General features: G+C 69.3%; 12 protein-coding genes and 2 tRNA genes. 5 read left to right on the top strand and 9 right to left on the bottom strand.

Features of this window, described 5'->3' with window-relative positions:
- Nucleotides 1-18 precede the first annotated feature (18 nt).
- On the bottom strand, nucleotides 19-744 hold the full coding sequence (locus AB0P41_RS08640; protein ID WP_365930975.1) for a DUF881 domain-containing protein: 726 nt from the start codon (nucleotides 742-744) through the stop codon (nucleotides 19-21).
- A 178-nt stretch (nucleotides 745-922) separates the two neighbouring features.
- Here AB0P41_RS08640 and crgA point away from each other — a divergent pair, with 178 nt between their 5' ends.
- On the top strand, nucleotides 923-1,177 hold the full coding sequence (crgA, locus tag AB0P41_RS08645; protein ID WP_031090433.1) for a cell division protein CrgA: 255 nt from the start codon (nucleotides 923-925) through the stop codon (nucleotides 1,175-1,177).
- Between the two features lie 266 nt (nucleotides 1,178-1,443).
- On the opposite strand, the gene AB0P41_RS08650 is transcribed toward crgA, so the two are convergent.
- Nucleotides 1,444-2,349 carry a rhomboid family intramembrane serine protease gene (locus tag AB0P41_RS08650; RefSeq protein ID WP_365930977.1) on the bottom strand — a complete coding sequence of 302 codons (906 nt, stop codon included), beginning with the start codon at nucleotides 2,347-2,349 and terminating at the stop codon, nucleotides 1,444-1,446.
- Nucleotides 2,350-2,505: 156 nt separating this feature from the next.
- A complete protein-coding gene (locus AB0P41_RS08655; RefSeq protein ID WP_356709095.1) occupies nucleotides 2,506-3,033 on the bottom strand; it encodes a peptidylprolyl isomerase in 528 nt (175 codons plus the stop codon).
- 348 nt (nucleotides 3,034-3,381) lie between these two features.
- Here AB0P41_RS08655 and AB0P41_RS08660 point away from each other — a divergent pair, with 348 nt between their 5' ends.
- Nucleotides 3,382-4,098 (top strand): DUF5324 family protein, encoded by a 717-nt coding sequence (locus AB0P41_RS08660; RefSeq protein ID WP_365930980.1) that lies wholly within the window; start codon nucleotides 3,382-3,384, stop codon nucleotides 4,096-4,098.
- Between the two features lie 123 nt (nucleotides 4,099-4,221).
- On the opposite strand, the gene AB0P41_RS08665 is transcribed toward AB0P41_RS08660, so the two are convergent.
- Nucleotides 4,222-4,294: transfer RNA gene (locus tag AB0P41_RS08665), tRNA-Ala, on the bottom strand.
- 170 nt (nucleotides 4,295-4,464) lie between these two features.
- On the opposite strand from AB0P41_RS08665, the gene AB0P41_RS08670 reads away from it, so the two are divergent.
- Nucleotides 4,465-5,013: a DNA-binding protein gene (locus AB0P41_RS08670; protein ID WP_356709091.1), complete on the top strand. Its 549-nt coding sequence runs from the start codon at nucleotides 4,465-4,467 to the stop codon at nucleotides 5,011-5,013.
- A 92-nt stretch (nucleotides 5,014-5,105) separates the two neighbouring features.
- Complete coding sequence (locus AB0P41_RS08675; protein WP_365930981.1) at nucleotides 5,106-6,518, top strand: serine/threonine-protein kinase; 1,413 nt, start codon at nucleotides 5,106-5,108, stop codon at nucleotides 6,516-6,518.
- 25 nt (nucleotides 6,519-6,543) lie between these two features.
- Here the strand turns inward: AB0P41_RS08675 and AB0P41_RS08680 are convergent, their stop codons facing one another.
- Nucleotides 6,544-7,881, bottom strand: a complete 1,338-nt coding sequence (locus tag AB0P41_RS08680; RefSeq protein ID WP_365930983.1) for a hypothetical protein — start codon at nucleotides 7,879-7,881, stop codon at nucleotides 6,544-6,546.
- A gap of 348 nt (nucleotides 7,882-8,229) precedes the next feature.
- Nucleotides 8,230-8,364, bottom strand: a complete 135-nt coding sequence (locus tag AB0P41_RS08685; protein WP_003958712.1) for a DLW-39 family protein — start codon at nucleotides 8,362-8,364, stop codon at nucleotides 8,230-8,232.
- 280 nt (nucleotides 8,365-8,644) lie between these two features.
- Between AB0P41_RS08685 and AB0P41_RS08690 the strand changes: the two genes are divergently transcribed.
- On the top strand, nucleotides 8,645-9,004 hold the full coding sequence (locus tag AB0P41_RS08690) for a DUF6344 domain-containing protein (protein ID WP_365930984.1): 360 nt from the start codon (nucleotides 8,645-8,647) through the stop codon (nucleotides 9,002-9,004).
- A 415-nt stretch (nucleotides 9,005-9,419) separates the two neighbouring features.
- On the opposite strand, the gene AB0P41_RS08695 is transcribed toward AB0P41_RS08690, so the two are convergent.
- From AB0P41_RS08695 to gyrA, 3 genes are all read right to left on the bottom strand, one after another.
- Nucleotides 9,420-9,496, bottom strand: a tRNA-Ile gene (locus AB0P41_RS08695).
- 71 nt (nucleotides 9,497-9,567) lie between these two features.
- Entirely contained in the window at nucleotides 9,568-10,164 is a 597-nt protein-coding gene (locus tag AB0P41_RS08700) for a DUF3566 domain-containing protein (protein WP_356709083.1), read from the bottom strand.
- Between the two features lie 93 nt (nucleotides 10,165-10,257).
- Nucleotides 10,258-12,885: a DNA gyrase subunit A gene (gene gyrA, locus AB0P41_RS08705; protein ID WP_356709081.1), complete on the bottom strand. Its 2,628-nt coding sequence runs from the start codon at nucleotides 12,883-12,885 to the stop codon at nucleotides 10,258-10,260.
- Nucleotides 12,886-12,931 lie beyond the last annotated feature (46 nt).

Here is a 12,931-nt window from a genome sequence, read left to right on the forward strand (position 1 = left end):
GCGCGGGACCCCCGCGGGCTACTCCACCGGCTGCGCGTAGTGGAGGTCGACGGTGCCCGAATAGCCGGGAAGCGTCAGCTTGTCGTCCTCCTCGACCTTCCATCCCAGCCCGTACGCCTTCACGTACAGCTGGTAGTTCTGGATGGCGGTGGAGTCGTCGAGCGCCTGCCGCAGCTTCCCGGTGTCGCCGACGGCGGTGACCTTGTAGGGAGGCGAGTAGACCCGGCCCTGCAGGATCAAGGTGTTGCCGACGCAGCGCACCGCGCTGGTGGAGATCAGCCGCTGGTCCATCACCCGGATCCCGCGTGCGCCGCCATCCCAGAGGGCGTTGACGACGGCCTGCAGGTCCTGCTGATGGATCACCAGGTCGTTGGGCTGCGGCTCGGGGTACCCGGGGTTGGCGGTGGCGTCGGCCGGAGCGTCGTTCAGCGTGACGGAGAGCGCCTCGCCGGTGACCTTCGTGGTGCCCGCGGCCTTCTCCAGCGCGTCGAGCTCGGCGTCCTCGGCGCGGGTGCTCCCATCGTCGCGCCGGGCGAGCGTGTCGATGTCCGCGCGCACGGAAGCGGTCGATTCGTCCAGCTCCGCGTTGTTCTCGCTGCGCTGCTGAATGAGGTCGGAGAGCTTCAGCAAAGAGGAGTCGGTCCGGATATCGGTCCCCTTGGCCGTATTGGCACTGGTGACGAAGATCAGCCCGGCCAGCGCGAAAACGGCAGCGGTGAGGCCTTGGACCGGCCATCGGGACATGCGCCCGGCCGGGCCTCGAGGAGAGTCGGCAGAATTGCTCAACGTACCCTTATCTCCTTAGGCGCCACGGAAGCACTACGCTAACGGACGCCCCGGGGAGGCAGCATTCCCCCTCGCGCCCCGGCGCCAGCCACAGATCCCTGCGCGGTCACGCAGCGCATCGACAGGAGAGTCCCTCGTGCCGAAGTCACGTATCCGCAAGAAGGCAGATTTCACGCCTCCGCCGGCCAAGCAGTCGACGAGCATAAAGCTGACCAATCGCAGTTGGGTCGCGCCGGTGATGCTGGCGCTCTTCCTGATCGGTCTGGCCTGGATCGTGGTCTTCTACGTCACCGAGGGCGACCTGCCGATCGACGCCCTCGGCAACTGGAACATCGTGGTGGGCTTCGGCTTCATCGCCGGTGGCTTCGGAGTCTCCACGCAGTGGAAGTAGCTGCTTCCACGCAGGAGAAGTAAGTCTGCCCTGAAGTTACCCACAGAGTTATCCACAGGTGGGGGAAAAGGTCAGACGATCTGTGGATAACTTCCCCCGAAGTTGACGCCGGTGTGACTACACACTTACGCGTCGCGCGAGGGTACGCCCCTTGTCCTGACTGGTAAAACCCGGTCCAGCGACAAGGGGCACACCTGTTCCCCACGTCATGCACAAGATCCGGCACGCTCTGTGGACAACCGCACCGCTGGAGCAACGGATTCCGCTCAGGTGAGCACAGCCGTCCGGACGAGGACGGTCACCACGACCGCCACGAGGACCAGCCCGCAGGCGCCGTACTGCACGAGATTCCGGCGCTCCCGGGGCGCGTGGACCATGGCGATCGCGATCAGCGCCCCGGCGACCAGCCCACCGACGTGCGCCTGCCAGGCGATCCCGCCCCACGGGTTGAAGGTGAAGATCAGGTTCACCACGAGGAGCGCGATCACCGGCCGCATGTCGTAGTTCATCCGGCGCATCAGCACGGCCGTGGCACCCAGCAGCCCGAAGACCGCCCCCGAGGCGCCGAGCGACCCCTGACCGGGATCCGCGATCGCATAGGTGAGAGCGCTGCCCGCCAGTCCCGACAGCAGGTAGAGCGCGAGGTACCGGGCACGGCCCAGCGCGGCCTCCAGGGGGCCGCCGAGCCACCACAGCCCCAGCATGTTGAACGCGATGTGCCACACCTCCTGGTGCAGGAACATCGACGTCACCAGCCGGTACCACTGCCCCTCCGCCACGCCTTCGACGCCGGCCGACGGATCGCCCGCGTAAGCACGGCCGAACAGCAGCAGGTCGTCGAGCAGTGAGCGGCCGCCGACCGAGACCGCGATGAAGACGGCGAGGTTGACGACGAGAAGGATCTTGGTGACCAGCCTGGGGTCGGCGGCCACGCTTCCGCCGGCCAGGGTCCGCGGCCGGTTCGCCGCGGGGTGGTGGCCCGTGCCGGAACCCTGACGGACGCACTCCGGGCAGTGGAAGCCGACCGACGCCTCGATCATGCAGTCCGTACAGATCGGCCTCTCGCACCGCGTGCAGCGGATTCCCGTCTCCCTGCCCGGATGCCGGTAACACGTGGGGGGACCGTCCGCGGCCGCGGACCTGTCCTGGTCTTCCGGCGGCTGCTGGTCCATCGGTCACGGCCCCTTCGGTCCTCGTCCGTGCGGGGGGCACACATGCGACCGCCCCGCTCGCCCGTTATGTAACAGTACGGACGAGCAGGGCGGTTGGTTCCCGCAAGGGCGGCGGCCGTTCGGGTCAGCGGCCCGGGAGACCGGCCGTCCCCCGGCTCACCGGGTCTCGATGGCGACCGACTCGATCACCACGTCCTGGAGCGGACGGTCGGTGCGCGGATTGGTCGGAGACGCCGCGATGGCGTCCACGACCTTCCTGCCCGCCTCTCCGGCTACCTCGCCGAAGATCGTGTGCTTCCCGGTCAGCCAGGCGGTGGGCGACACGGTCACGAAGAACTGCGACCCGTTGGTACCCGGTCCGGCGTTGGCCATCGCCAGGAGATACGGCTTGTCGAACGCGAGGTCCGGGTGGAACTCGTCGCCGAACTCGTATCCGGGGCCGCCCGTGCCGTTGCCCAGCGGGTCGCCGCCCTGGATCATGAAACCGCTGATGACACGGTGGAAGACAGTGCCGTCGTACAGCTTGTCGGTGGACTTCCGGCCGGTCTCCGGGTCGGTCCACTCACGCTCGCCCTGGGCGAGCTCGACGAAGTTCCTGACCGTCCTGGGCGCGTGGTTCGGCAGCAGCCGGATCTCGATGTCGCCCCGACTGGTCTTCAAAGTGGCGTAGAGCTGCTCGGCCACGGTCTGCCTTCCGTAAGTCTCCGCTGATGACCACCGATCCTTGCACGGGGAACCCGGTCCACAGCGCGGTCACAGCACCGGGAAGGGCGGCACTCACCTTGTTGCTCGCTTTCCTGCACCTTTCCCACACTTCCTGCGGGATAAATGCGGCCAAGTGCCCGACGACACGGAGCGCGCGGACACGAACCGTGGCATCGTCGGCGTCACGCTCCCCTTGCACCGTATTGCCAGAGAATGACGTTCATGACCCGGATGCCCGTCCCGCATGGCGCCCAAGGCGTCAGCGGGCATGATTTCGAATTGGGTGGATAGGCGGAGTACCTACCCGCCACCAATGAGGAGGATCCCGTGACCCGCATCGACAGCGTGCGCGCCGCAACCTACTCGGCGAAGGACAGCGCGCAGCACGCCGCGGAAGTGGTGGCGCCTTACGCCGACACGGCCAAGGAACAGGCCACGCACTACGCGCACGAGGCTCGTGCGCGGATCGCGCCCAAGGTGTCGAAGGCAGCCGCGCAGGCCCGCGTCCAGTACGGCGCACACCTCGCACCGCGTATCGAACAGGCGCTCACCCATGTACCCCCCAAGGTCGACGAGGCCGCACAGAAGGCCGCGGTGCGGACGCGCAACGCCGCCCGCACGGCCGCGGACTACACCGTGCCGCGCGTCGAGTACGCGGTGGCCGCGAGCCGCCCCATGGCCGAGGAGGCCACCGCCCGCAGCGCCGCCGCACTGGCCGCTCTCCGTGGCCAGGTGACGGCCAAGGAGATCCAGAAGCTCGTCAGGAAGCACGAGCGGCGGGCCAGGGCGGGCCGGACGTTCAAGGGATTCCTCGTGCTGGGCGTCCTGGCCGGCGGGGCCTTCGCCGCCTGGAAGTGGTGGGACAAGCAGGCCAACCCGGACTGGCTGGTCGAGCCGCCCGCTCCCACCGAGGTGGGCGACGACCGCGCCCCTCTGACCTCGGTCGACGGCAGCGGCTCGACCGTGCTCGACCCGGAGGTCCGCGCCAAGCAGGACGAGGCCGGATCGGACACCGCGGAAGGCGACCGCGACGACCGCCGCTGAGCACGCGGAGCACCGCGTGTGAGAGAGGGGCGCCGGAGGACCTCACGGTCTTCCGGCGCCCCTCCCCGTAAGAAGCAAAAGCGCCCCTGACCTGCTGTGAAGCGGGTCAGGGGCGTTCGTCTGTGGAGCCTAGGAGATTCGAACTCCTGACATCTGCCTTGCAAAGGCAGCGCTCTACCAACTGAGCTAAGGCCCCGAAAAGCCGGACATCACGAACAAAACCACGCCGCGGCGTCCGTCGCAGAACAGAGTACCGGGTGACCCCCCGAATCCTGCAAAAGGATTGGGGCTCCCGGCCCGCAACAGCTCTCCGTAAGATGCACGACGAGGTTCGCAGCAGCGAAGCCGCAGCGAAGGGGAGACGCAATGGACGCAGCGCAGCAAGAGGCGACGGCTAGAGCCCGGGAGCTCCAGCGCAGCTGGTACGGAGAGCCGTTGGGGGCGCTCTTCCGCAGGCTGATCGACGACCTCGGCCTCAACCAGGCACGCCTCGCGGCGGTGCTCGGGCTGTCCGCCCCCATGCTCTCCCAGCTGATGAGCGGACAGCGGGCCAAGATCGGCAATCCCGCGGTCGTCCAGCGGGTCCAGGCGCTTCAGGAACTGGCGAGCCAGGTGGCGGACGGCAGTGTGAGCGCGGGAGAGGCCACCGACCGGATGGAAGAGATCAAGAAGTCGCAGGGCGGTTCGGTCCTGACCAGCACCGGCCAGACCTCCACCACGGGTGGTGCACCCACCGTGCGGCGTGTGGTCCGTGAGATCCAGTCGCTGCTGCGGTCGGTCGCCGCGGCCGGCGACATCATCGATGCCGCGGACTCCCTCGCCCCGGCCCACCCCGAGCTGGCAGAGTTCCTCAGGGTGTACGGAGCGGGGCGCACCGCGGACGCGGTGGCGCACTACGAGGGCCACCAGAGCTAGCGCCCGGGGCCGCTCCCCGGGGCGGCCGGCCGTGGCAGTGTCCCGGCAGCCGGGGCACGAACCGAAACGGGAACGGGAGCGGGCGCAGCGCAATGGGTGAGGTCTTCGCTGGTCGGTACGAGCTGGTCGATCCGATCGGACGTGGTGGGGTCGGCGCCGTCTGGCGCGCGTGGGACCACCGCCGCCGCCGGTACGTGGCGGCCAAGGTCCTGCAGCAGAGCGACGCGCACACGCTGCTGCGCTTCGTCCGTGAGCAGGCGCTGAGGATCGAGCATCCGCATGTGCTCGCCCCGGCCAGCTGGGCCGCCGACGACGACAAGGTCCTGTTCACGATGGATCTGGTCAGCGGCGGTTCGCTGGCCCATGTCATCGGTGACTACGGGCCGTTGCCCCCGCGGTTCGTCTGTCTCCTGCTCGACCAGCTGCTGTCCGGGCTGTCCACGGTGCACGCCGAGGGGGTCGTGCACCGCGACATCAAACCGGCCAACATCCTTATGGAGGCCACCGGTACGGGCCGTCCGCACCTGCGGCTCTCCGACTTCGGCATCTCGATGCGGAAGGGCGAGCCGCGGCTGACGGAGACCAACTACGTGGTGGGCACGCCGGGTTACTTCGCTCCCGAGCAGATGATGGGAGCGGAGCCCGACTTCCCGGCAGACCTCTTCGCCGTCGGGCTCGTCGCCCTCTATCTGCTGGAGGGCCGGAAGCCGGACTCCAAGGCGCTGATCGAGTACTTCGTGGCCCACGGCACCCCTGGCGCCCCCCAGGGCGTTCCGGAGCCCTTGTGGCAGGTTCTCGCCGGCCTGCTGCAGCCGGACCCGCACGCCCGCTTCCGTACGGCCACCGGGGCGCGCAAGGCGCTGACGGCGGCGGTCGAGATGCTGCCGGATCCCGGTCCGGACGACGAACGGGTCGAGGTGTTCGACCAGATCGGCCCGCTGCCGGCGGGATTCGGCCCCGAAGGACCCGCCACCGGGCCCGGGACGCCCGGCGGCGGGCCGCAGTCGCCCGTACGGGCCGCCGGGGCGCCATCGCCCGCACCTCAGCCGTCGCAGCAGCCGTACGCGCCGGAAAACCAGGGCCAGCAGTCCTACGCCCCTGCGCAGGGCACGCCGGGGCAGCAGCCGTACGCCCCGCCCCCGTCGATGTCGGAGACGGGCAGCTTCCACCTCGCGCCGCCCCCGCAGCGGCCCGCTCCGGTTCCGCACCCGGCGCAGCCGCAGACGCCGTCGTCCGCCCCGCCGCCCGCCCACGCGGCGTCCCCCTACGCCTCCGACGCGGCCCCGGATCCCGCCCGGGCCGCCACGGCCGCCGTGCCGTACGGGACCACGCCCACGCGCCCGTACACCGCTCAGCACCCGCAGGCTCCCCAGCACGTCGCACCGGCCGCCCCGGTCCCGGCCCCCGCGAAGCGGCCGGGACCGTCCCCGAAGGTGGCGGTCCCGGTGCTGGTGGTGGCGCTGATCTGCTTCGCGGTGGGGATCTGGGCGCTCACCCAGGCCTGAGCGCCCTTCCGGACGTCCGCGCCGCCTACCAGGCCTGCGGCGGGCCGCCGAACGGCGGCTGCCCGCCCGCGCCCGGCGGCACAGCGGCCGGTAGCGCCCGGCGCCTGGCCAGCAGGGTCCACGCCCCGACCCCCAGCACGAGCACCGAACCCGCGCCGATGCCCGCCGCGGCGACCATCTTCATCGTGCCGCTCTCCCCGGCCTCGGCCGCACTCCGGCCGCTCCTGGCCATGTCCCGGTCGTCGTCCGTGACCCCGAAGATCCCGGCGTCCCCCTGGTAGGGCGACGGCTCGCTGTCGTTGACGACCTTCACCTTCAGCGTCAGCCCGAGGGGCCCGTCACCGTAGTGCTCGGCGACCTCGGGCGACAGCGTCACCGACAGGTAGTACCAGCCCGCGAAGCGCATCGCGCTGACGTCGGCCGCCGAGTCGTAGCGGTTCTCGTACGCCACCGGCGGAAGCGGGTCCAGGGCCACGGAGTTGGGCGTCCCGGAGTACGACAGCGTCGCGTCGTCCACATGGCCGCGCGCCGGGTTGTCCAGGGCCAGCGCCAGGGCGTTGCCGAGGTACTCCGTCGACTTGCCGCTGTTGCTCAGCGCGGCCGTGGCGAAGAGCTGCTGCCCCCAGTCCACAGGAACCCGGTAGAAGCGGGTCTGTCCCGGCGCGATGGTGTCGGCCCATTCACCGGTGTCCAGGCCGGTGGCGTCGTGGAAACCGCTGCCCCCGGAGCGCTTCTGCTTGCCGGTGGGCGGCGTCGGCGAGGCGGAGGGCCAGTTCTCCGGCGCCTCGGTCGGCATCGACTTCGCGTCCCTGAGCGCCGGTTCGTTCTCGAAGCGCAGCTCCAGGTCCCAGGCTTCGGGGGACGACGTCGCCTTGCTCTCCCGCTCGATCAGGACGTTGTACGTGCCACCCGCCGCGCACGTGGTGCTGTCCTTCTCCACGATCCGGTGGGCGTAGGCCGCGATGGGGCGGGGGAACTCCGCCGACTCGAAGGCCGCGTCCTCGGAACTGCACCGGTTGTCGTCGAGATCCCTCATGCTGATCGTGATGCCGTCCCCGTAGGCGACCTTTCCGCCGCCCTTCGGGACCGCGACGGCGGAGACGTAGGCATCCGTCCTGTCGTCGAGCTCCAGACGGTAGTAGAGCTTCTGCCCCTGCCCGATGGAGCTCCTGTGGACCGACCCCGGCTTCAGCTCCGCCGCGTCGGCGTTGGACTCCGCACCCCGGACCGCCTCCGCCGCCGGGTCGAAGGCGTACGCCGCGGGGCTGTCGGCCGCGTGCGCCTGCCCCGGCAGCGCCGCCACCGCGCACACCGCCGCGAACGTCGCGAGCGTCACCCGGCCCCTGTCGCGCTGCCTGTTCACGCGCTCCCCCTCGTCATCTGCGTAGCTGCCCTGCACCGTCCGCGTACGAGCAGGAACCCGGCGGCCGGTGCGACGCGGTGCCCGCTCCGGCGGCGGCCGCGATGCCGGACCATCCTGCCCCGCCCGTACCACCGCTGTCTGCGGCCCCTGCCGTACTGCCGTCATTGCCCGCCTTGTCGCAGCACCGGCCCCCTTCGGCCAACGCCACTTCACTCCTGCAACCTAATAATTTGCTTAGGAGAACTCAAGGGTCAAGGGCGCGGCCGTCACGGTCCCGCCACAGCGGGCCCCGGGCAGCAGAAAGCCCCGGCCGCTCGGCGGCCGGGGCTTTTAGCAGACTGTTCCGTCTCACACACCTGAACCTGCGGGCACGGAGTCGGTCGCCTCCGTCCACAGATCCTGCTCGGCGCGATCCGCCTGGATCTGGCGGTACACGAGGAGCCCGCCGATGGCAGCCAGTGCGACCAGGAGAAGCTTCTTCACCGCGCGACCTCGTCTTTCCTTGACGTAAGGGACTTCTGCCGCCCGACTATACACACCGACCGATACCGATCGGTGACCTCCCCGGTACCCGGTCGCCGCCTGATCCGGACCCCTGTCGAGCCCCTTCTGGACCCCGGAGCGGGTTTTCCGAGCCGGTTGAACCATAAGAGTGGTGTTCATCGGAAGATCGGCGCACCGGGGGCGTCGGTACCGGTTTCCAGGGCCCGGATCCACATCATCGGAAAGGTAAGCAAACCGGACCACCTGAAAGCGAGGGGCCATGAGCACCTTCAGGGTCAAGAGCATCTGGACCGCCTTCATCACCGCATTCTTCGCACTTCTCGCGTCGCTGGGCCTCGCCACCGCCCAGGCCGCGGCCGCGGAGCCGACGGTCACGAGCCACGAGCACACGGGTGCGAACCCGGCAACCGCGACCACGCCGTCGGTGCGATGGACCCTTCCGCGTGACAGGGCGCTGCCACCCACGATGAAGCAGCGCATCCGCGCCGAGGCGCACGGCTCCTCGCCCGCCACCCGGCAGCTGTCGGCCGACACCACGGACGCCACCGACGCGACGAACAGCACCCGCTCCGCCCACAGCGCCGCACCTGCCGGGGACTCGGCCCCGCTGCCACCCTGACGGCGCCGCTAACGCCACCCAGGCCCCTGGTCCGGTTCCACACCGGCGGGGGCCTTTTCCGTGCCTGCGTACGTGAACCGCTCGGAGCCGGCGGTGCCAGCCGCCGATGACACCACCTGGTCGCAGGCTCACTGTCAGAGCCACTTGGTAGCTTGCTCGTCATAGGCCGGTCGGAGAACCCATGAGGTCCGCGGCCAAGGGGGGTGGGCACAAAGGTCCCCGGGTCCGCCTCGGGACTGTGAGCCTAAGGCCGTGGCATCCACCCCCCTCTCCGCCTCTCCGGGACATCGGCTTGGGCGAGGGTGAGCGGGAAGCCGTGACGATGCTCACCGAGCCTCTGAAAGATCATGGATCAGCTGATGTCAGCCGGAAACGCCGAAGGCCCCCCACCGTTTCCGGTGAGGGGCCTTCGTGCTGGTGGGGCTAACAGGATTTGAACCTGTGGCCTCATCCTTATCAGGGATGCGCTCTAACCAACTGAGCTATAGCCCCGCCGCGCTGTTGCGCTGACTTCTGAAGATTAGCGCACGTCGGGGCCAGTCCCAAAATCGATACCCGGTGCCCTACTCGTCCTCGGCGAGAGTGAGCTCCACACCACCGACGAAGCCGGCCGACAGGTTGTAGATGAACGCGCCCAGCGTCGCCAGCGCGGTGGCCAGCACCACGTCGATCACGGCGATGACCGACGTGAAGATGAGGACGCGCGGCAGCGAGAGGAACGACTGCAGATCGAAGCCGTTGCTCTCGTTCGAGCCGGTGGCCTCGCTGATCGTGCCGCCCACGGTCTCGAAGACGCCCATGGCGTCCATCACCATCCACAGCACGGCGGCCGCGACCACCGTGCAGATGCCGAGCGCGATGGAGAGCAGGAAACTGACCTTCATCACCGACCACGGATCGGCCTTCGCCACCCGCAGTCGCGCCTTACGGGTACGCGGAGTCGTCCGCGCCCCGGTCCGGGGCAGCCGGGTCGCCTGCGCTCCGCCCACGCCCTGTACACCGCCCTGAGTCCCGCCGCCCTGCGTACCGCCCGCAGGGGACGGGTACGCCTGCGGCGGGTGGTAGGGACCCGTCTGTCCCGCCGCGGGCTCCCGCTCGCCGGGCAGCGGCCCGGTCGCGTAACCCTCGTACTGCGGCTGAGGTCCCCGAGTGTCCGTCACAGTGCCCCCTTGGGAGTCCGTGGCAGGGCCACGGGCGCCGTGTGCGCCTGCTCCGGAAGCGGCCGACCCGGCGCCCGTGGCTCCACTCACGCTCTACTCCTCGTGCTCCCCTGCCGAAGGCGCCGTGCCCTCGGCTGTGCCCTCGTCCACGCTCGCGGCATCCGCCTCGACCGTGGCGCCTTCGGCCTCATCGGTCCCGTCGACCTCTTCGGCCTCACGACCGGCCTCGGCGTTACGCGCGATGCCGACGACGGCATCACGCTTGCCCAGATTGATCAGTTGGACGCCCATGGTGTCACGGCCCGTCTCCCTGACTTCATTGACTCGCGTACGAATCACACCACCGCCGAGCGTGATGGCGAGAATCTCGTCCGCTTCCTCCACCACCAGCGCGCCGACGAGCGATCCGCGGTCCTCGACGATCTTGGCGGCCTTGATGCCCAGACCGCCACGACCCTGGACGCGGTATTCGTCGACCGCGGTCCGCTTCGCGTACCCGCCGTCGGTGGCGGTGAACACGAACGTACCGGGCCGGACGACATTCATCGAGAGCAGTTCGTCGCCCTCGCGGAAGCTCATGCCCTTCACGCCCGAGGTGGCGCGGCCCATCGGGCGCAGCGCGTCGTCCGTCGCGGTGAACCTGATCGACTGGGCCTTCCTGCTGATGAGCAGCAGGTCGTCCTCGGCCGACACCAGCTCGGCGCCGATGAGTTCGTCGTCGCCGCCGTCCTGGGTCTCCCGCAGGTTGATCGCGATGACGCCGCCGGACCGCGGGGAGTCGTAGTCCTTCAGCGCGGTCTTCTTCACCAGACCACCCTTGGTGGCCAGGATCAGGTAGGGCGCGGCCTCGTAGTCACGGATCGCCAGGATCTGGGCGATCTGCTCGTCCGGCTGGAACGCCAGCAGGTTCGCGACGTGCTGGCCGCGCGCGTCCCGGCCGGCATCCGGCAGTTCGTACGCCTTCGCCCGGTAGACCCGGCCCTTGTTCGTGAAGAACAGCAGCCAGTGATGGGTCGTCGACACGAAGAAGTGGTCGACGATGTCGTCTTCCCTGAGCTTCGTGCCCCGCACGCCCTTGCCGCCGCGCTTCTGCGAGCGGTAGTCGTCCGTCTTGGTGCGCTTGACGTAGCCGCCGCGCGAGATGGTGACGACGATGTCTTCCTCGGCGATCAGGTCCTCGATGGACATGTCACCGTCGAAGGGGACCAGCTTGGAGCGCCGGTCGTCGCCGAACTTGTCGACGATCGCCGCCAGCTCCTCGCTGACGATCTGACGCTGCTTCGCGGGCGAGGCCAGGATCTCGTTGTACTCGTTGATCTTCGCCTGGAGCTCGTCGTGCTCGGCGGTGATCTTCTGGTGCTCCAGCGCGGCCAGACGGCGCAGCTGCATCTCCAGGATCGCGTTCGCCTGGAGCTCGTCGATCTCCAGCAGGCCCATCAGGCCCTCGCGCGCGATCTCCACCGTGTTGCTGCGCCGGATGAGCGCGATGACCTCGTCGATCGCGTCCAGCGCCTTGAGCAGGCCGCGCAGGATGTGCGCCCGCTCCTCGGCCTTGCGCAGCCGGAACTTCGTACGCCGGACGATGACCTCGATCTGGTGCGTCACCCAGTGGCGGATGAACGCGTCGATCGACAGGGTGCGCGGCACCCCGTCGACGAGCGCCAGCATGTTCGCGCCGAAGTTCGACTGGAGGTCGGTGTGCTTGTAGAGGTTGTTCAGCACGACCTTGGCGACCGCGTCACGCTTCAGCACGACGACCAGGCGCTGGCCCGTACGCGAGGACGTCTCGTCCCGGACGTCCGCGATGCCGCCGACCTTGCCGTCCTTCACCAGGTCGGCGATCTTCTGAGCGAGGTTGTCGGGGTTGGTCTGGTACGGGAGCTCCGTGACGACCAGGCACTGCCTGTTCTGGATCTCCTCGACTGCGACGACCGCCCGCATGGTGATCGAGCCACGGCCCGTGCGGTACGCCTCCTCGATGCCCTTACGGCCCACGACCAGCGCGCCGGTCGGGAAGTCCGGGCCCTTGATCCGCTCGATGAGGGCGTCCAGGAGCTCCTCGTGCGAGGCCTCCGGGTGCTCCAGGTACCACTGGGCGCCGGCGGCGACCTCACGCAGGTTGTGCGGCGGGATGTTGGTCGCCATACCGACCGCGATGCCCGCGGAACCGTTCACCAGGAGGTTCGGGAAACGCGCCGGCAGAACCGTCGGCTCCTGGTTGCGGCCGTCGTAGTTGTCCTGGAAGTCGACGGTCTCCTCGTCGATGTCCCGGACCATCTCCATGGACAGCGGCATCATCTTGCACTCGGTGTACCGCATGGCGGCGGCCGGGTCGTTGCCCGGAGAACCGAAGTTGCCGTTGGAGTCCACCAGCGGCATGCGCATCGACCAGTGCTGCGCCAGTCGCACGAGCGCGTCGTAGATCGAGGAGTCGCCGTGCGGGTGGTACGTACCCATGACGTCACCGACGACACGGGCGCACTTGTAGAAGCCCTTCTCGGGCCGGTAGCCGCCGTCGTACATCGCGTACAGCACCCGGCGGTGGACGGGCTTCAGGCCGTCCCTCACGTCGGGCAGGGCACGCGACACGATGACGGACATCGCGTAGTCGAGGTAGGAGCGCTGCATCTCCGTCTCGAGCCCCACGGGCTCGACACGCATGCCCACACCCGGGACGGCGGGCTCCTCTTCGGGCATCACAGGGGTGTTCTCGTCGGCCATTGCTGGTCAAAGTCCTTTCGCGCTGCGGCTGCGGCTTGCTTGTACG

Source organism: Streptomyces sp. NPDC079167, assembly GCF_040686735.1.
Lineage (GTDB): Bacteria > Actinomycetota > Actinomycetes > Streptomycetales > Streptomycetaceae > Streptomyces.